19 protein-coding genes are annotated in these 16,945 nt (G+C 57.6%); 13 read left to right on the top strand and 6 right to left on the bottom strand.

Annotation, left to right across the window (positions count from 1 at the left end; all coding sequences use genetic code 11):
• Position 1 precedes the first annotated feature (1 nt).
• Entirely contained in the window at positions 2 to 184 is a 183-nt protein-coding gene (locus Q1B46_RS07555; RefSeq protein ID WP_299660873.1) for a hypothetical protein, read from the bottom strand.
• A gap of 359 nt (positions 185 to 543) precedes the next feature.
• On the opposite strand from Q1B46_RS07555, the gene Q1B46_RS07550 reads away from it, so the two are divergent.
• Positions 544 to 1,446, top strand: coding sequence for a DMT family transporter (locus Q1B46_RS07550; RefSeq protein ID WP_299946477.1), 903 nt, complete (start codon positions 544 to 546; stop codon positions 1,444 to 1,446).
• Here the strand turns inward: Q1B46_RS07550 and Q1B46_RS07545 are convergent.
• From Q1B46_RS07545 to Q1B46_RS07535, 3 genes are all read right to left on the bottom strand, one after another.
• Complete coding sequence (locus tag Q1B46_RS07545; RefSeq protein ID WP_299946475.1) at positions 1,443 to 2,795, bottom strand: DEAD/DEAH box helicase; 1,353 nt, start codon at positions 2,793 to 2,795, stop codon at positions 1,443 to 1,445. The genes Q1B46_RS07550 and Q1B46_RS07545 overlap by 4 nt on opposite strands.
• Positions 2,796 to 2,978: 183 nt before the next feature.
• Positions 2,979 to 3,920: a glycosyltransferase family 2 protein gene (locus Q1B46_RS07540; protein ID WP_299946473.1), complete on the bottom strand. Its 942-nt coding sequence runs from the start codon at positions 3,918 to 3,920 to the stop codon at positions 2,979 to 2,981.
• Between the two features lie 23 nt (positions 3,921 to 3,943).
• Positions 3,944 to 5,548, bottom strand: coding sequence for a peptide chain release factor 3 (locus Q1B46_RS07535; RefSeq protein WP_299946471.1), 1,605 nt, complete (start codon positions 5,546 to 5,548; stop codon positions 3,944 to 3,946).
• 109 nt (positions 5,549 to 5,657) lie between these two features.
• On the opposite strand from Q1B46_RS07535, the gene Q1B46_RS07530 reads away from it, so the two are divergent.
• The 8 genes from Q1B46_RS07530 to Q1B46_RS07495 all read left to right on the top strand — a co-directional run bounded on the left by Q1B46_RS07530 (position 5,658) and on the right by Q1B46_RS07495 (position 13,065).
• The gene (locus Q1B46_RS07530) at positions 5,658 to 6,020 is read left to right on the top strand and encodes a SnoaL-like domain-containing protein (protein ID WP_299660860.1); all 363 of its coding nucleotides are present in this window, start codon (positions 5,658 to 5,660) and stop codon (positions 6,018 to 6,020) included.
• Positions 6,021 to 6,091: 71 nt separating this feature from the next.
• On the top strand, positions 6,092 to 6,871 hold the full coding sequence (locus tag Q1B46_RS07525; protein ID WP_299946468.1) for an SDR family oxidoreductase: 780 nt from the start codon (positions 6,092 to 6,094) through the stop codon (positions 6,869 to 6,871).
• Positions 6,872 to 6,873: 2 nt separating this feature from the next.
• Positions 6,874 to 7,986, top strand: coding sequence for a hypothetical protein (locus Q1B46_RS07520; RefSeq protein WP_299946465.1), 1,113 nt, complete (start codon positions 6,874 to 6,876; stop codon positions 7,984 to 7,986).
• A gap of 97 nt (positions 7,987 to 8,083) precedes the next feature.
• A complete protein-coding gene (locus Q1B46_RS07515; protein ID WP_299946462.1) occupies positions 8,084 to 9,130 on the top strand; it encodes a methyltransferase domain-containing protein in 1,047 nt (348 codons plus the stop codon).
• A gap of 80 nt (positions 9,131 to 9,210) precedes the next feature.
• Positions 9,211 to 10,296: an ABC transporter ATP-binding protein gene (locus Q1B46_RS07510; RefSeq protein WP_299946459.1), complete on the top strand. Its 1,086-nt coding sequence runs from the start codon at positions 9,211 to 9,213 to the stop codon at positions 10,294 to 10,296.
• Between the two features lie 117 nt (positions 10,297 to 10,413).
• Positions 10,414 to 11,196, top strand: coding sequence for a 5'/3'-nucleotidase SurE (gene surE, locus Q1B46_RS07505; RefSeq protein WP_299946456.1), 783 nt, complete (start codon positions 10,414 to 10,416; stop codon positions 11,194 to 11,196).
• Positions 11,193 to 11,843, top strand: a complete 651-nt coding sequence (locus Q1B46_RS07500) for a protein-L-isoaspartate(D-aspartate) O-methyltransferase (protein WP_299660844.1) — start codon at positions 11,193 to 11,195, stop codon at positions 11,841 to 11,843. The genes surE and Q1B46_RS07500 overlap by 4 nt, the downstream gene beginning before the upstream one ends.
• Before the next feature lie 58 nt (positions 11,844 to 11,901).
• Positions 11,902 to 13,065 (top strand): peptidoglycan DD-metalloendopeptidase family protein, encoded by a 1,164-nt coding sequence (locus Q1B46_RS07495; protein ID WP_299946453.1) that lies wholly within the window; start codon positions 11,902 to 11,904, stop codon positions 13,063 to 13,065.
• Between the two features lie 63 nt (positions 13,066 to 13,128).
• On the opposite strand, the gene Q1B46_RS07490 is transcribed toward Q1B46_RS07495, so the two are convergent.
• Together Q1B46_RS07490 and Q1B46_RS07485 are read right to left on the bottom strand one after the other, a co-directional pair.
• On the bottom strand, positions 13,129 to 13,800 hold the full coding sequence (locus tag Q1B46_RS07490; RefSeq protein ID WP_299946450.1) for a YafY family protein: 672 nt from the start codon (positions 13,798 to 13,800) through the stop codon (positions 13,129 to 13,131).
• 21 nt (positions 13,801 to 13,821) lie between these two features.
• On the bottom strand, positions 13,822 to 14,127 hold the full coding sequence (locus tag Q1B46_RS07485) for a hypothetical protein (RefSeq protein WP_299946447.1): 306 nt from the start codon (positions 14,125 to 14,127) through the stop codon (positions 13,822 to 13,824).
• Positions 14,128 to 14,345: 218 nt separating this feature from the next.
• Between Q1B46_RS07485 and Q1B46_RS07480 the strand changes: the two genes are divergently transcribed.
• The 4 genes from Q1B46_RS07480 (at position 14,346) to Q1B46_RS07465 (ending at position 16,904) form a co-directional block, all read left to right on the top strand.
• Positions 14,346 to 14,561, top strand: coding sequence for a twin-arginine translocase TatA/TatE family subunit (locus Q1B46_RS07480; RefSeq protein WP_299660833.1), 216 nt, complete (start codon positions 14,346 to 14,348; stop codon positions 14,559 to 14,561).
• 6 nt (positions 14,562 to 14,567) lie between these two features.
• Positions 14,568 to 15,026: a Sec-independent protein translocase protein TatB gene (gene tatB / locus Q1B46_RS07475; RefSeq protein WP_299946442.1), complete on the top strand. Its 459-nt coding sequence runs from the start codon at positions 14,568 to 14,570 to the stop codon at positions 15,024 to 15,026.
• Complete coding sequence (locus Q1B46_RS07470) at positions 15,023 to 15,946, top strand: twin-arginine translocase subunit TatC (protein ID WP_299660827.1); 924 nt, start codon at positions 15,023 to 15,025, stop codon at positions 15,944 to 15,946. The genes tatB and Q1B46_RS07470 overlap by 4 nt, the downstream gene beginning before the upstream one ends.
• A 115-nt stretch (positions 15,947 to 16,061) precedes the next feature.
• Positions 16,062 to 16,904: an ATP-binding protein gene (locus Q1B46_RS07465; protein ID WP_299946439.1), complete on the top strand. Its 843-nt coding sequence runs from the start codon at positions 16,062 to 16,064 to the stop codon at positions 16,902 to 16,904.
• The last annotated feature ends 41 nt before the right edge of the window (positions 16,905 to 16,945 follow it).

Below are 16,945 nucleotides of genomic sequence, written 5' to 3'. Positions count from 1 at the left end.
ATCAGCTCTGATTGGGGCCGCGAATCTGGCGGATCGCGCCGCGAACAGCCTGCCAGTCTTGCGCCTCTTGCTGGTTTCCGGCGGCTTTGCATTCGCGCATCTTTTGCGCAGCTTCTGCCTCGGCCCGGTCACCATGGGCTGTGTAGAGGGCTCTTGCGTATTGAGCGGTTTTGAGTGGGTCCATTCCCGTCATCCTCCGTATCTGGTCGGAATGTCAGTGGAGTCGCGCGACGTGATTATACTACACGATAGCGCTCAGGTCATGGCCGGGTGATGCGGGGCTCGGAATTGTCGCACGTCACCCGGTTCACCGCGCGGTCAATTCCAACGCGTTTTCGGGATGCCGATTACCCACCAGGCCCGGATGTGCGCCAGGCGTTGCCTCTGGATTTGCGGTTCGCCACAATCGGTTTCGGATTCCGTATCAGGCGGGGCATGGCTATACAAATCCGGACCCCAACGATGATCTTGAAAGCAACTATCTCAACCAGAGTATATGGCCAGCTCTGGCCAAAACATTGATTTAGCGACAAAAGGGATGCCATGAGTTTATGGATTCCCGTCACCATCGCCGCTGCCTCGTTCCAGACGGTGCGGTTCATGTTGCAAAAATCTTTGAGCAGCACGAAGCTTTCAGCTGCCGGGGCTACATTTGCGCGATTTGCGTATTCTATGCCCTTGGCCTTGCTGGGGCTTTTCATTGCGGTTTGGGCCACGGGTTACGACGTACCTGCGCTGACGGCGAAGTTCTGGACCTTTGCAGTCATCGGTGGAACGTCGCAGATATTGGCAACGATTTGCGTGGTGGCGCTGTTCAAGCAGCGCAATTTTGCGGTTGGTATCACGTTCAAGAAAACAGAGGTAATTCAAACCGCTATCGTGGGGTTCTTCATCCTTGGTGATCGGGTTTCTATCGGGGCGCTAGGGGCAATTCTGATCGGGCTGCTCGCCGTTGTGCTGTTGTCGAAAACGCCCGGTGGCAGCGGTGCGTGGTGGCAGCATCTGACAAACAAAGCCTCACGGCTTGGACTTGGGTCCGGAGTGTTGTTTGCATTCTCCTCGGTCAGCTATCGCGGCGCCTCATTGCAATTGGGGGATGTCGACGCGTGGTTCCGTGCGCTGGTGACACTGGCGGCGGTGGTGACATTCCAGTTCCTCAGCATGTGGTTGTGGCTGCTGTGGCGGGATCGGGCAGAGCTGCGCGCGGTGTGGGAGACGCGTCAGACCGGCGTCTTTGTCGGATTGACCAGCCTTTGCGGATCGTTTTGCTGGTTCTTTGCCTTCACTTTGCAGAACGCAGCATACGTCAAGGCACTGGGGCAGGTCGAACTGATCCTCAGCTTGTTCGCATCATTGATGGTTTTCCGCGAAACCATCACCCGGCGCGAGGTCGCCGGGATGACATTGCTGGGCTTGTCGATACTGGCGCTTGTGCTGGCGATTTAGCCGGCGCGACGTTCGTCAAAGCTGAGAGCGATAAAGCTGGGCAAATGATCGCCCATGCCTACAACGGATCGACCACTATCATCCCGTCGGCCACGACCGCGCGCTTTGGGTTCACGTTCTTTGCGGCTTTCGCTCTTTTTGCTTTCGACGGGTCTGACTTTTTTCTCGGGCTTTGGCGCTTCAGGTTTCGGCTCATCAACCTTGACCGGGTTGTCCAAGCGCGGAATTTCTTTCTGGATCAGACTTTCGATCGCAGCCAGCGCCTTTTCATCGCGGCCCGAACAGATCGTGATCGCTTTGCCTTCGCGCCCGGCGCGACCTGTACGACCGATCCGGTGCACATAATCTTCGGGGTGGCCGGGGACGTCGAAATTGATCACATGGCTGACCGAGGGCACATCCAACCCGCGCGCGGCAACATCAGATGCGACAAGCAGGCGGAGTGTTCCGTCACGGAAACCGTCCAGTGTTTTCGTCCGCTGTGACTGATCGAGGTCGCCATGGATGGCGGCCGCGTCATAGCCGTATTTCTTCAGCGATTTGGCGCAGATATCTACATCCGTCTTGCGATTGCAGAAGATGATGGCGTTGGTGCACTTGTCGCCTTCGGCATCGATCAACGCGCGCAATGTCTTGCGTTTCTGGCTGGCTTCGCGGTCACGGCGACCACCTTTGAACATCACCACGCCCTGTTCGATGGTTTCCGAGGCTGTGGCCTGTCGCGCGACCTCGACCCGCGTTGGGGCAGATAAGAAGGTGTCGGTGATACGCTCAATCTCGGGTGCCATGGTGGCCGAGAAGAACAGGGTCTGTCGTGTGAAAGGTGTCAGCGAGAAGATGCGTTCAATATCCGGGATAAAACCCATATCGAGCATCCGGTCGGCTTCATCCACCACCATGATCTGCACGCCGGTCAGCAGCAGTTTGCCACGTTCGAAATGATCGAGCAGGCGTCCCGGTGTGGCGATCAGAACGTCAACGCCCCGGTCGATCAGCGCATCCTGTTCCTTGAACGAAACTCCACCGATTAGCAGTGCCTTGGTGAGTTTGAGGTGTTTGGCGTAGGTATCGAAATTCTCGGCGACCTGAGCTGCGAGTTCCCGTGTTGGGCACAATACCAGAGAGCGCGGCATACGTGCGCGGGCGCGCCCACGGGCCAACAATGTAATCATCGGCAGGGTAAAGCTTGCCGTCTTGCCGGTGCCGGTCTGGGCGATTCCCAGAACGTCTCGCCCTTCAAGGGCGGCTGGTATGGCACCTTCCTGGATCGGGGTCGGAGTTTCGTATCCGGCTTCCTCAATCGCTTTGAGGACCTTCGGGTTCAGGTTTAGTTCGTTAAACTTTGTCATATATGTCCGGTTCATGCGGACACTAGACCTGGCCCGCGCGTCTGAAAGTGCCGGGCCCGGAAGGCCATGCGCCCCATGCGCGTTTCGGCTGTGGCGCGGGCATAACAAAAACGTGGGGCAGGGTCAAATGAAGACGGTTTAACCTGCGCCCAATCTGGCAGAAACAGGGATTTCTGCAACAATTCAGATGGTTCCGGGAAAGTGTTTCGCGACTTTCCGGTCCAGACCAAGCGGACGGTGCCGGATCATGTCGTTATCTTCAAGCCTTTTCAGCACCTCAGGGTCGGCGGCGCTGATTTCGTCATAGAATTCCTTCAGGCCATCTTGGCCGTACTCAGCTTCGAGGAGGCTGAGCAATTCAAACTTATTCAACCCACCGAGTTTTCGTGGCCGGTTCGGAGTGGGGCTTGCCTGATACGAGCCTCGTTCGAGGCGAAACCGGTAATGCGCCAGCCAGTGCTCCCAATCCGGGGCGTGACGATGGCATAGATCGATCTGGGGAAGCTCGGTCCTGACAGGTAGAAATTCACCGTGCTGAAAGAGGTTGTGGATTCGGTCGCTCAGTTTCTTCAGGCCGCGGCGCACGAACAGCTTGCCTTGAATATGGCTCATGAACCCGGCCAACACATAAGCACCGAACTTGGGGTAAAGCGACTCGACCAGCGTCTGCCGCTGCTCGCCCTCGGGAATGAACGCTTTGTAAAGATCGTCGTCCCCTACCAGCGCCTCGATCGGACGGATGCGGACGGCGGGGATGTCCTCTGGGATATCGTGCAACAGGTCGGGGATCGGGGACATCGGCCAAAGAAATTCGTCGACATCGATATGGGTGACCCAGTCCAGATCGGTTCGTTTGTAGATCAGGTTGGCATTCGAGGATTGCCGGACCTGATGCTTGTCCGGCCGTTCGCGCCCGCGACGTTTCCAAAATGCCGCGTCGCAAGTGCGTACCCTGATTTTGGGATGCTCGCGCAATGCGGTCATGTCTTCTTGGACCGGTTCGTCCAGAAAAATATGGATCCGGTCCGCCCCAATATCGAGATGGTGGGCGGCAAAGCGCAGAATGTCCTCACGCGGGGCGCGGATCGTGGATACAATGCCCCAAGTCGTCTTGGTCGGCGTCATATCTGGTTTGTCCGCAGTCTCCGTCAGATCATCATTTCCTTTGTCGCGGTCAGGTTCAGTGCAGGATAATCGCGCACCACCCGATCAATATCCCATTGCAGGCGCGTCAGATAGACGATGTCACCGTCATGGTCATGCGCGATGTGCTGCTTGTTGGCGTTGACGAATTTCTCGACCTCAACCTTTTCACCATTGACCCAGCGGGCCGAAGTGAACTGGGATGCCTCAAACCGTACTGGCAGGCCGTATTCCAATTCGATCCGGCTGGCGAGGACTTCGAATTGCAGCGCGCCTACGACACCCACGATAAAGCCTGACCCGATTGAAGGTTTGAACACTTTGGCCGCGCCTTCTTCGGCAAATTGCATCAGGGCTTTTTCCAGATGCTTTGCCTTCATCGGATCGCCCGGGCGCACAGTTTGCAGCAGCTCGGGTGCGAAAGAGGGGATGCCGGTCACGCGGATCGCCTCACCCTCGGTCAGTGTGTCACCGATGCGCAGCTGGCCGTGGTTGGGAATACCGATGATATCACCGGCCCAAGCCTCTTCGGCCAGTTCCCTGTCAGAGGCGAGGAACAACACGGGGTTCGAGATCGCCATGGGCTTTTTAGACCGCACATGGGTCAGCTTCATGCCACGTTTGAAGTGACCGCTTGCCATGCGGACAAAGGCCACCCGGTCGCGATGCTTGGGGTCCATATTGGCCTGCACCTTGAAGACAAACCCAGAGACCTTCTTTTCATCCGGCGCAATTTGGCGTGGTTCGGCAGATTGAACCTGAGGCTGCGGACCATAGGCACCGATGCCTTCCATCAGTTCCTTGACACCAAACGAGTTGATGGCCGAGCCGAACCAGATCGGGGTCATGTGCCCCTCAAGAACCGACTGAGGGTCAAGCTTGGGCAGCAATTCGCGCGCCATCTCGACCTCTTCCAGCAGCTTGTCCAGCAGGTGCTCGGGCACGTGTTCGGCCAGCTTGGGGTCGTCCAACCCGTTGATCTGAATGCTCTCGGCCACCTTGTTGCGGTCGGCGCGGTCCATCAGCTCTAACCGGTCGCGCAGCATGTCGTAACAGCCGATGAAATCGCGACCCACGCCGATAGGCCACGCGGCGGGAGTGACATCGATGGCCAGCATTTCCTGAATTTCGTCGATGATCTCGAACGTATCGCGGCTTTCGCGGTCCATCTTGTTACAGAAGGTCAGGATTGGCAGATCACGTAGGCGGCAAACCTCGAACAGTTTCTGAGTCTGGCTTTCCACACCTTTCGCACCGTCAATCACCATCACGGCGGCATCCACGGCGGTCAGTGTACGATAGGTATCTTCCGAAAAATCGCTGTGGCCGGGTGTGTCCACAAGATTGAACCGGAAGTTCCCATAGTCAAACGACATCGCCGAGGCGGAGACCGATATGCCGCGATCCTTCTCCATCTGCATAAAGTCAGAACGGGTCCGCCGTGCCTCACCCTTGGCGCGCACCTGACCGGCCATCTGAATGGCACCGCCATAAAGCAGGAACTTTTCAGTCAGCGTCGTCTTGCCCGCATCCGGGTGCGAGATGATGGCGAATGTTCTGCGCCGGGCGATCTCGGGCGGCAAAACGGGTTGGTTCGAGGTATCAAGCATGCACGCGCGTATAGGCGGGGAATCCTGCCGAAGCAAGACAAAGGGACTGGTTCGAATCATGTCTCTGTGGCAATAAGAACATATAGTGAACAAATTGTGGAGTGGACCGATGAATTTGAAAGAGATTGCTGACGAACTGGTTGCCGGATGCCGTGAGAACCGAGCCAAGGAAAATCTGGATAAGCTCTATGCAGCGGATGCGGTTTCAGTTGAGGCCGCGGACGCGATGGGTATGGGGCGAGAAACACATGGCCGGGACGCGATCCGAGGCAAACACGAATGGTGGGAAGGCGCGCATGAGGTCTCGGGTGCATCGGTCAGTGATCCGTTCCCGCATGGTGACGACCGGTTTGCCGTGATTTTTGAAGTTCAGGGCAAGGTGAAGGAATCCGGCGAAAGCTTTGATATGCGCGAGGTCGGTGTCTATCACGTTGCCGACGGCAAGATCGTGCGGGAAGAGTTCTTCTACTGATCCAACAATCCCATTCTGGCCTTCCTTGCCGGGCCGGTGCTAGATGTGTGGCAAGGTAAGGGAGGGTCAGAATGGATCTGGGAATTCGTGGAAAACGTGCGTTGGTTTGCGCCAGCAGCAAAGGGCTGGGTTTGGGCTGTGCCGAGGCACTGGCCGAGGCCGGTGTCGACCTGGTAATGAATGCGCGGGGTGCCGAAGTGCTTGAGGCCGAGGCCACACGCCTGCGGTCGACCTATGGTGTCGCAGTGCAGGCTGTCGCGTGCGATGTCACCACGCCCGAAGGTCAGGCTGAGGTGATCAATGCCGCGCAGAGTGTTGATATCCTTGTTACAAATGCTGGCGGGCCGCCACCCGGTATGTGGTCGGATTGGGAACGGGACGATTTCATCAAAGCGCTGGACGCCAACATGCTGACGCCGATTGCCTTCATGAAGGCGCTGCTGCCGGGGATGATGGATAAAGGCTGGGGCCGGGTGGTGAATATCACCTCGCAATCCGTGCGTGCGCCGATTGCGGTGCTGGGCCTGTCAAATGCGGCGCGAACGGGATTGACCGGATATGTGGCCGGCACATCGCGGCAAGTGGCCGCGAATGGGGTTGCGATCAACAATCTGTTGCCCGGAATTCATGCAACTGACCGGGCGGATGCTCTGGATGGCGGGGTGTCCGCGCAAAAGGGTATCTCGATTGATGAGGCGCGGGCAGAACGTGCCGCGACCATCCCCGCGCGCCGTTATGGAACTCGGGCGGAGTTCGGGGCGGCTTGCGCGTTTCTATGTTCGCAACATGCCGGATTTATCGTTGGGCAGAACATTCTGCTGGACGGCGGTGGTACCAATCTGACGATGTAAGAATGACGCAAAATTTTTCCCTGAAGGATCAGTTTTTCAATGCGGAAAAGACGCGCTATCTAGCGGGTTTATTCGCTGATGCTGAACCAAGTTTCAAAGCGGAAGCGTTCGAAGCAAAGGTGATGGCACGCCTGCCTGAACTTGAGCTGAAAGAACGTATGGCGTGGATCGCGGCGTGTTTACAAGACGCCGTTCCCGGTGATTTGCCTACGGTTGCTCCGATCATTCTGCGGGCGTTGCCGCCTCCGTTGGACCCCGGCAAAAGCGATGATGATTTCGGTGATTTCATCTTTGCACCCTTAGGCGATTGGGTCTGCGCGATCGGCCTTGATCACCCTGAATTGTCGCTGTCGGTTTTGGAAGAGATAACTCAGAGATTTTCAATGGAATGGGCGATCCGCCCCTTCCTCAACCACCATCCCGAACTGGTGATGGAACGGATGCAGGACTGGTGCGCGCATCCCAGCTATCATGTGCGTCGTCTGGTCAGCGAAGGAACGCGGCCACGTTTGCCGTGGGGGCAGGCCGTTGGTTTGGCCCTGTCAGACCCGTTGCCGTTGCTTGACCGGCTACATGGGGACCAAACGCGTTATGTGACGCGTTCGATTGCAAACCACTTGAATGACATCACCAAAAAAGACCCGGATATTGTGCTGGAGCGCCTGCGTTTGTGGGGCGAGTCAAATCAACAGGACAGGGAAGAGTTGCACTGGATGACCTCACACGCCTTGAGAGGTCTTGTAAAATCAGGGCATTCGGGGGCGATGAGGGCCTTGGGATATGATCCGGATGCCGATATTACGGTTGAGCTCCAGGTAAACGGCCCGGCTCGGATTGGTGAGGTTCTGGAATTCGAAACCCGTTTGAATGGCGCGAACAGCCAACCCGTACTGATCGATTATATTGTTCATTTCCAACGTCCTGGTGGGAAAGTTTCACCCAAGGTTCACAAGCTGAAACAGGCAGAACTGAAAGATGGGCAACTGACGCTCAGCAAACGTCATAAGCTCAAAGGTAATGCGACCACGTTTAAACTGGTGCCCGGACCGCATCGGTTGGAGATTCAGGTGAACGGGCGGGTGCGCACGGGCATTGATTTCGAACTGCTGGCCTGAACGCTGTCACTGTTTCGTCAGAATGGGCTCTGGTAGATTGCGCGGCGCGGTATGCTGCACTAGCTGCAATTCAACCAGTGACAAAAGGAATGCCCGGATGAATCATGAGGCTGTGCAGAACTACTATGGTGAAGTATTGCAAGGCAGCGCGGATTTGCAGACAAACGCGTGCTGTACACCGGATGATATGCCGGATCACGTTAAGAAAATTCTGTCACAAATTCATGATGATGTGCTGACACGTTACTATGGCTGCGGGTTGATCGCGCCGCTGGATCTGGAGGGGATGCATATCCTTGATCTTGGCTGTGGCGCGGGCCGAGACGTGTACGCTCTGTCTGCCATGGTGGGCGAAAAGGGTCGTGTGGTGGGCGTGGACATGACGCCCGAGCAGTTGGACGTTGCCCGCGCGCATCAGGATTACCACGCACAGACCTTTGGACATTCTTCCAGCAACGTGGAGTTTCATCACGGCTATATCGAAAAGCTTGATGAACTGGACCTCGAGCCGGGTTCGTTCGACATCATCGTCTCGAACTGCGTGATCAATCTGGCGACCGACAAGGCGGCTGTGCTGCGCGGGGCGCATCGGTTACTGAAAGAGGGCGGTGAGATGTATTTCTCGGACGTCTATGCCGACCGCCGGGTGCCCAAGGCAATGGCCGAGGATGAGGTTCTGTATGGCGAATGCCTGTCAGGCGCGCTCTATTGGAATGATTTCCTATCGATGTCGCGGGAGGTCGGGTTTGGTGATCCGCGCAGGGTCACGCATCGGCCTTTGACCATCGAGAACCCAATTCTGGAAGAACGGGTCGCACCATTAAGCTTTATCTCGGCCACTTATCGCCTGTTCAAACTTCCAGAACTGGAGCCCGCCTGTGAAGACTATGGTCAGGCCGTGATCTACAACGGAACCGTGCCACATGCGTCGCACGGGTTTGTGCTGGATGATCACCACGCCATCGAGACCGGCAAGGTGTTTCCGGTCTGTGGAAATACCTGGATGATGCTGCAAGACACCCGGTTTGCGCGTCATTTTGAATTCATCGGTGACTTCACGACCCATTACGGGATTTTTGAAGGCTGCGGCGGGGATAGCCCCTTTGTCGTTCAAGGAGAGGCCGCCTCGACCGGGTGTTGCTGATCCCTTGCGCCTGATGGGCGGGGTTGTTATCCCCGCCTAAGCCCGATGGATTTGATCGGGAAAGGCAACGGGGTCCATTGGTGACAGTGAATACAACTCCTCCTCGATTGGAAATTCGCAATCTCGTGGCACGCTTCGGTGGGCGGACGGTTGTGGATGACGTGTCGCTGACCGTGCAGGCCGGGCAGGTGACCTGTTTGCTGGGGCCGTCGGGTTGTGGCAAGTCGACCACTTTGCGCATGATCGCGGGCGTCGAAATGCAGACCTCGGGCGAGATTTATGTCGATGGTAAGCTGATCTGCGACACGGTATTCCGAGTACCGCCTGAACGGCGTGAGATCGGATTGATGTTTCAGGATTTTGCACTGTTTCCACATCTGAGTGTGGCGGATAACGTCGCCTTTGGGCTGAAAGGCAACAAAGAGCAGAAACGCGCTCGGGTCGAAGAGCTGCTGACCAAGGTCGATCTGATGCGGTTTATCGACGGGTATCCGCATCAGCTGTCGGGAGGTGAACAGCAGAGGGTGGCCTTGGCACGCGCGCTGGCGCCACGTCCACGGATCATGCTTATGGATGAGCCGTTTTCAGGTCTGGATAACCGTCTGCGCGACGGTATTCGGGATGAGACGCTTGCAGTCCTCAAAGAAGAAGACGCAGCCGTTCTGCTGGTCACGCATGAGCCGGACGAGGCGATGCGGATGGCCGACGAAATCGCACTGATGCGGCGCGGAAAAATCGTGCAGCAGGGTGCGCCGTATAATGTCTACACCCGTCCGGCTGACAAAGCGGCGGTGGCATTTTTCAGTGATGTCAACGTCTTGAAGTCGCAAGTTAACGGCGCTTTGGCGCACACACCCTTTGGTCGCTTTCTGGCGCCAGGAGTGCCGGATGGGACCGATGTCGAGATCGTATTTCGACCACAGCACGTTAAGCTGGATTTCGACCGCAATGGCAAAGGTCCGGTGCCCACACCTACGGATGGCGTTGCGGCGCGGGGCGTGGTTGAACGGGCGCGTTTTCTTGGCAACGAAAGCCTGGTCGAGTTCCGGATGGACTATGATGGTTCGGTTCTGAAGGCGACGGTGCCGAATGTTTTTGTTCCCAAAGCGGGCCGGGTCATGTGGCTGACCATCCGCCGTGACCGGTGTTTTGTGTTCCCGGCCTGACGCTCTGACCCTGCATTTTCACCCAAGTGGTGCGTGAAAGCCGCAGATTGCGTAGGTGCATTGCTTGTCGCAGCGCAGAGGCGCGTCTATCAAGGGCAAAACAAGGGTGGATCGGGCATGCGAATTCTTCTGACCAATGATGATGGCATCAACGCGCCGGGACTGATTGTTCTCGAAGCGATTGCGGCCGAGTTGGCGGGACCAAATGGCGAGGTTTGGGTTGTCGCGCCTGCATTTGAACAATCGGGCGTCGGCCACTGCATCAGCTATACCCACCCGATGATGGTCGCCAAGCTGGGGGAGCGTCGCTATGCCGCCGAAGGATCGCCTGCGGATTGCGTATTGGCCGGGTTGCATGATGTGATGAAAGATGCCCCACCGGATCTGGTCTTGTCGGGGGTGAACCGGGGCAATAACTCGGCTGAGAATACCCTTTATTCAGGCACGATCGGCGGCGCGATGGAGGCCGCGTTGCAGGGCATTCCCGCGATCGCCCTGTCGCAATATTTTGGGCCTCGCAATCTGGGGCTGGATGACCCGTTCGAGGCTGCGGCCAAATATGGGGCCGATCTGGTGCGCCGCATACTGGATGCGACGCCGAAAGAGCAGGGGGATTACCGCTTGTTCTATAACGTGAATTTCCCACCCGTTCCCGCAGAAGAAGTGCTGGGCGCGCGCGTCGCACCACAGGGTTTCCGGCGCGATACCCATTTCGGGGTCGAGCCGCACAGTTCGCCCTCGGGGCGCCGGTTTCTGTGGATCAAGGGCGGCTACCAGCACAACCCGACCGCGCCGGGAACGGATGCAGCGGTGAATCTGGAAGGGTACATTTCGGTCACTCCGATGCGGGCTGACCTGACGGCGTATGACGCGCTAGATGCCCTGAAGGCGATCGAATGACCGGACCTAATGCCGAAACCACCATGCAGTTTCTCTTTGCCCTGCGTTCGCGAGGGGTGACGGATGCCCGTGTTCTGGCGGCAATGGAACAGATCGACAGGGGGCGGTTCGTCAAAGGCCTGTTTGCCGAACGTGCCTATGAAGATACGCCGCTGCCGATCGCCTGCGGCCAGACGATCAGTCAGCCTTCTGTCGTGGGGCTTATGACGCAGGCGTTGCAAGTCCGCGCAAGGGATACGGTTTTGGAGATCGGCACCGGCTCGGGCTATCAGGCGGCGATCCTGTCCAAGCTGGCGCGCCGTGTCTATACAGTCGAGCGGCACAAGCGACTGGTGCGCGAAACCGGGCAGTTGTTCCGTGAGATGGGACTGACAAATGTAACGGCGATGTTGACGGACGGATCGTTTGGTCTGCCGGAGCAGGCCCCGTTTGACCGTATCATTGTGACCGCTGCTGCCGAAGATCCTCCGGGGCCGCTCTTGGCGCAGTTGAAAATCGGCGGTATCATGGTCTTGCCCGTGGGCCAGTCGGATGCGGTGCAGACCCTGATCCGGGTCACACGCACTGAAACCGGGCTGGACTACGACGAATTGTTGCCGGTTCGTTTTGTACCCTTGCTAGAAGGGCTGGGAAAAGACGGAGCGTAAAGGTATATTAAAGACGCCGGAATCCCGGAGAACAGGGGCAGGTGTTGAGGACAATAAAATGAGAGCAGTTTCCAAATCAGCAATGCGCCGCTGTGCGAGTGGTGTTGCAGCACTGGCAATTCTGGCCGGGTGCGAAGGGCCGTTTGACTATGATCTGCGCGGCAATGTCGGCGGGTTTTCCACCACGGATGCCGCACTGGCAGCTACCGCCAGCCGTCCGACGCCTGATGCACGAGGCGTAATCACTTATCCGAACTACCAAGTTGCGGTCGCCCGTCAGGGGGATACCGTTGGTGACCTGGCCGCCCGCATCGGCATGCCCGTAGGTGAACTGGCCCGGTTCAACGGGCTGCAACCCAATGACTCGTTGCGCGATGGTGAAGTGTTGGCCCTGCCGCGTTCGGTTGGGGCACCGAGCGGTGTTGATATCGCGTCCATCGCCGGAACCGCGATTGATGAGGCACCCAACACAGGTTCAGTTCAGACATCCACCTTGCAGCCGGCGCAACCTGCCGCAGCCCCGGCCCCGGTCGCAACCGGGCCCGAGCCTATCCGGCATAAAGTAAAGCGGGGCGAGACAGCCTATACGATCTCGCGCCTCTATCAGGTGTCCGTGGAATCGCTGGCCGAATGGAACGGGCTGGGGTCAGACTTTACAGTGCGCGAAGACCAATATTTGCTGATCCCGGTCAAGGATCAGGCCGCGCCTCGTGCTGCTGCACCTGCGGCAACGGCAACTGCTGTGACCCAACCGGGCGAGGGTTCCCCTACGCCAACACCGCCGAGCGCAACGCAGCCGTTGCCGGATGAGAAGGTCACCGCCGCCGCACCTGCGCCCGATGTCACTGCCGAAGCGCCGACCAATTCAGGCAGTTCGGCCCTTGGGATTCCTGTGAACGGAACGATCATACGCACTTATGACAAGGGCAAGAATGAGGGCATAGACATTGCGGCCGCACCGGGCGCGTCCGTCACCGCAGCCGAGGCAGGGACCGTGGCCGCGATCACGGAAGATGCGGATCAAATTCCGATCATTGTGGTCAAGCACAACAACGATTTGCTGACGGTCTATGCCAATGTCGAAAAGATCACCGTCAAGAAGGGTGATCGGGTTCGTCGGGGACAAAAGATTGCCTCTTTGCGCGGTGGCGACAATGCCTACGTGCATTTTGAGGTCCGCAAAGGGTTCGAGTCGGTTGATCCTGAACCCTATCTGAAGTGACTGGAATGGCCCGTTCCGGGCCATGCCTCCAGCGGAGGTAGTTAGGGCCAGATGAAGAGCGGATCACCCGTAGGGGTCGTAGTCGCTAAGCCGTTTGCCGGGTTCGTCCGAGAAGATCTCGGGCAGGGGCGTGACAGTTTCAATCAGGTCAATGCGGAAGATGCGGAACCCATCTCGTAGCTCGCACCATGAGGTCAGTGTCCAGACCCGGCCCCAATATTCCATGTGAAGCGGGCGTATGGTGCGTTCGGTCAGGGTGCCGTCGATGCGGCGATAACTGAGCTGTAGTTTTTGACGTGATTTGATCGCGGCCCGGATTGGCGCCATATGGGCCAGACCGCGTGCTGCATCGGCGAAGGGGTAGACGGCGAACTTCCAGCTGTCGGCCTCGGCCACGACTTGAGTGGGCAGGACAGCGTCGATCTTTTCGGCCAGCGTCTCGGCTGCAGACTTGAGATCGGGGTCTGCGGCCTCTGCCACGATCGCCATGCCAAGGTTCAGGGCCTCAAGTTCGGCGGGTGTCAGGTTCAGCGGGGGCAGCGTGATTTGTTCGCGCACCATATAGCCCACGCCGCGTTCCCCTTCGACGGGGACGCCCGAGGCCACCAGCGTATCCATGTCGCGGTAGATTGTGCGAACCGACACCTCGAGCCGGTCCGCGATGTCCTGCGCGCGGTGCAGTTTGCCGTTGCGCAGGATCTGGATGATGTCGAACAGACGGTCAGTGCGGCGCATTCTGCGCTGCCCTGACCACGTCTAGGCGGTCATTTTCCATAGTACATACTCGTGGCGTATCTCAACGCTTTCGGGATTGATTGCCGCCATCAGGGCGGGTGCGAAATCTTGCTTTGGAAACTGCGCTGCGACGTCTTTTGCGGCCTCCATATCGTTCCAGATCACATAATCCGTCCAACGCCCATCTTCGCCCTGGCTAAGCTGTCGGTGGGTAAAGCCGGGGGCGGCGCGCACGAAGGCCTCGGTCGTCTCGCTGAGTTTCACAAACTCCTCCGGCGATGTGCCGTCAGTGAGTTTGAAAGTGACGATTTCTGCAACATGGGTCATTTGAATCTCCGTTGACCAGGTTTGATATCGTCTTTTTAATTCCATCCAACTGACATAAACCTGTCAGTTGGAAAATGCCAGACCGCAAAAAATACGTGATCCGTTCAAATTCGCGCACAGAATTGACCTGTCGCACTTTTGTTGACGCATGTCCGGGCGTAGACACATGGCCAGTTCATATTCCCGGCGCGCTGCGCTGACTTAGAAGGAGACAAGACATGCTCAACAATATTGGACTTCCCGGCATCCTGCTGATTGCAGTTGTGGTTCTGGTGCTGTTTGGCCGCGGCAAGATCAGTTCGCTGATGGGCGAAGTGGGCAAAGGCATCACCTCGTTCAAGAAGGGCATCAAGGAAGGTTCTGAAGAGATCGATCAGGACGCGTCCGAAATGGCCAAGGACGTCACACCCGAGACCGATAAAGACAAGGTCTGAGCCTAGATGTTTGATCTGGGCCTGACCGAGCTTCTGGTCATTGGCGTCGTTGCGCTGATTGTGGTGGGGCCAAAGGACCTACCTGTGCTGTTTCGCAATGTCGGGCGGTTTGTCGGCAAGGCGCGCGGCATGGCCCGCGAATTCAGCAGCGCAATGAACGAGGCGGCGGACGAGGCTGGGGTTAATGAGATCAAGAAGGGGCTGAACGCGGCGACCAATCCGGTCAGCACCGCAATGGACGGCATCAACGAAGCAGCGCGCGACGTTGCCAATTCAATTGATCCAACCAAGCTCGACCCCGACAGCGAGACTGGCAAGCTGGCGTCAGAACGCGCCGAGCAAGCCAAGAAAATTCAGGCCACAACAGCCCGTGCTGCTGCAGAACGTAAAGCCAAGGAAGCAGCGGACGCGCTCGCCAAGGCGGAAGAAGCTGAAGCTGCGCTGAAAACCGAAAGCAACTCATGACCAAGACTGACGAGATCGAAGACAGCTCGGCCCCACTGATCGAGCATCTGGCCGAGCTGCGCACACGGCTGATCCGTTCGGTGATCGCTTTTGTCATAGGAATAGTTCTGGCTTTCATTGTAGCCGAACCAATCCTGCAGTTTCTGGTGCGACCGATTGAGGCGACTCTGCGTGAACTCGGTGATCCTTCTCCGACGTTGCAATATACCTCTCCGCAGGAATATCTGTTCACCTTGTTTCGGATTTCGATGGTATTCGGGTTTGCGCTGGCATTCCCCGTAATCTCGTATCAACTGTGGCGGTTTGTGGCGCCGGGGCTTTACAAGTCCGAGAAGGGGGCTTTTCTGCCGTTTCTTGTCGCTTCGCCGTTTATGTTCTTACTCGGGGCTTCTTTTGCGCAGTTCGTGGTGACACCGTTGGCGATGCAGTTCTTCTTGGGGTTCGCTGATGTCAGTTCGATCTTCGCAAACTTGTTGGCCCCGGCAGCCGATGATGTCCCGGAAGAGATCCTTGTTGTTCCAGAAACAACGGAAGGCGTCAAAATTACCTTCTTTGGGAAGGTCAACGAATCCCTGGATATCACGCTCAAGTTCATCCTGGCCTTTGGTCTGTGCTTCCAATTGCCGGTTCTTCTAACGCTGATGGGCAAAGCAGGACTGGTTTCGGCCGAGGGGCTGGGAGCCGTTCGTAAATACGCGATGGTCGGTATTCTGGTGCTTGCTGCTTTGGTGACACCGCCGGATGTCATCACTCAGCTGATACTGTTTACCGTGGTTTATGGCCTTTACGAAGTGTCTATCTTTCTAGTCGCCCGTGTCGAGAAAAAGCGCGAAGAGCAGCTGCGCGCCGATGGCTACTATGACGATGAAGAGGCCGAGGCTGATGCGGACATGATGCAGGATTACGACGAGACCAAGTAACCCGCAACCGAATAGCCAAAGGCGCGCCCTGTTTCGGCGCGCCTTTTTCATGCGCGGCCCTTGTTGTGCGGGGCGGAACATGGTTGAAATCCGCCGGAACACCCGGGAGGAGCCGATGGACGATCAAGCCCTGAACCGTATCGCCGACGCGTTGGAGCGTATCGCGCCTGCGCCGCTGGCCACACCCGACTTCAAGGCAGCCCCGGCTTTCGTCTGGCATGTGGAGCCTGATCGGCTGGAACCCGTCACCCAAGTTAACCGGGTTGATCTGGATTTGCTGGTGGGGATCAACCGATCACGCGATACGCTGCTGGACAATACGCGCCGCTTTGCTGCCGGGTATAAGGCCAATAACGCGCTGCTGTGGGGCGCACGTGGTATGGGGAAATCCAGCCTCGTCAAGGCAGTGCACGGGACTTTGCAGGGTGAACATCCCGAACTAAAACTGGTCGAACTGCAGCGCGAGGATATGGGGTCCGTCGCGCGCCTGCTGAACCACCTGAGGTCAGCACCGTATAGGTTCATCCTGTTTTGTGATGACCTTTCGTTCAGCCACGATGACCAGCACTATAAATCGCTAAAGGCGGTACTGGATGGCGGTATCGAAGGCCGCCCCGAGAATGTCGTGTTTTACGCCACCTCGAACCGCCGCCACCTGATGCCGCGCGACATGATCGAAAACGAACGGTCCAGCGCCATCAACCCGTCAGAAGCGGTAGAGGAAAAGGTCTCACTGTCCGACCGGTTTGGCCTTTGGTTGGGCTTCCACCCCTGTGATCAAGACGAATACCTTGCCATGATCGACCGATACTGCACTGCCCACGGTGTTCAGTTCGACCCAGACATCCTGCGGGCCGAGGCGATCGAATGGCAGGCCACACGCGGCGCACGTTCAGGCCGCGTGGCGTGGCAATTCTTCGTCGATCTGGCCGGACGTAACGGCGTGCATATCGCATAATCCGCTCGCTTCATCTGGCCAAAAATACCTCCGCCGGAGGC

Origin of the sequence: uncultured Ruegeria sp. (assembly GCF_947500045.1) — a bacterium.
GTDB lineage: Bacteria > Pseudomonadota > Alphaproteobacteria > Rhodobacterales > Rhodobacteraceae > Ruegeria.
Note: the sequence above shows the minus strand (reverse complement) of the source record. Positions and strands in the feature narration are given on the sequence as shown.

What these genes read in the sequence shown, in the direction of transcription:
- surE (WP_299946456.1), top strand. Translation starts at nt 10,414, where the DNA reads ATGCGAATTCTTCTGACCAATGATGATGGCATCAACGCGCCGGGACTG.
- Q1B46_RS07480 (WP_299660833.1), top strand. Translation starts at nt 14,346, where the DNA reads ATGCTCAACAATATTGGACTTCCCGGCATCCTGCTGATTGCAGTTGTG.
- Q1B46_RS07465 (WP_299946439.1), top strand. Translation starts at nt 16,062, where the DNA reads ATGGACGATCAAGCCCTGAACCGTATCGCCGACGCGTTGGAGCGTATC.
- Q1B46_RS07540 (WP_299946473.1), bottom strand. Translation starts at nt 3,920, where the DNA reads ATGACGCCGACCAAGACGACTTGGGGCATTGTATCCACGATCCGCGCC.
- Q1B46_RS07515 (WP_299946462.1), top strand. Translation starts at nt 8,084, where the DNA reads ATGAATCATGAGGCTGTGCAGAACTACTATGGTGAAGTATTGCAAGGC.
- Q1B46_RS07555 (WP_299660873.1), bottom strand. Translation starts at nt 184, where the DNA reads ATGGACCCACTCAAAACCGCTCAATACGCAAGAGCCCTCTACACAGCC.
- Q1B46_RS07495 (WP_299946453.1), top strand. Translation starts at nt 11,902, where the DNA reads ATGAGAGCAGTTTCCAAATCAGCAATGCGCCGCTGTGCGAGTGGTGTT.
- Q1B46_RS07470 (WP_299660827.1), top strand. Translation starts at nt 15,023, where the DNA reads ATGACCAAGACTGACGAGATCGAAGACAGCTCGGCCCCACTGATCGAG.
- Q1B46_RS07545 (WP_299946475.1), bottom strand. Translation starts at nt 2,795, where the DNA reads ATGACAAAGTTTAACGAACTAAACCTGAACCCGAAGGTCCTCAAAGCG.
- Q1B46_RS07520 (WP_299946465.1), top strand. Translation starts at nt 6,874, where the DNA reads ATGACGCAAAATTTTTCCCTGAAGGATCAGTTTTTCAATGCGGAAAAG.
- Q1B46_RS07530 (WP_299660860.1), top strand. Translation starts at nt 5,658, where the DNA reads ATGAATTTGAAAGAGATTGCTGACGAACTGGTTGCCGGATGCCGTGAG.
- Q1B46_RS07550 (WP_299946477.1), top strand. Translation starts at nt 544, where the DNA reads ATGAGTTTATGGATTCCCGTCACCATCGCCGCTGCCTCGTTCCAGACG.
- Q1B46_RS07525 (WP_299946468.1), top strand. Translation starts at nt 6,092, where the DNA reads ATGGATCTGGGAATTCGTGGAAAACGTGCGTTGGTTTGCGCCAGCAGC.
- Q1B46_RS07500 (WP_299660844.1), top strand. Translation starts at nt 11,193, where the DNA reads ATGACCGGACCTAATGCCGAAACCACCATGCAGTTTCTCTTTGCCCTG.
- tatB (WP_299946442.1), top strand. Translation starts at nt 14,568, where the DNA reads ATGTTTGATCTGGGCCTGACCGAGCTTCTGGTCATTGGCGTCGTTGCG.
- Q1B46_RS07535 (WP_299946471.1), bottom strand. Translation starts at nt 5,548, where the DNA reads ATGCTTGATACCTCGAACCAACCCGTTTTGCCGCCCGAGATCGCCCGG.
- Q1B46_RS07490 (WP_299946450.1), bottom strand. Translation starts at nt 13,800, where the DNA reads ATGCGCCGCACTGACCGTCTGTTCGACATCATCCAGATCCTGCGCAAC.
- Q1B46_RS07485 (WP_299946447.1), bottom strand. Translation starts at nt 14,127, where the DNA reads ATGACCCATGTTGCAGAAATCGTCACTTTCAAACTCACTGACGGCACA.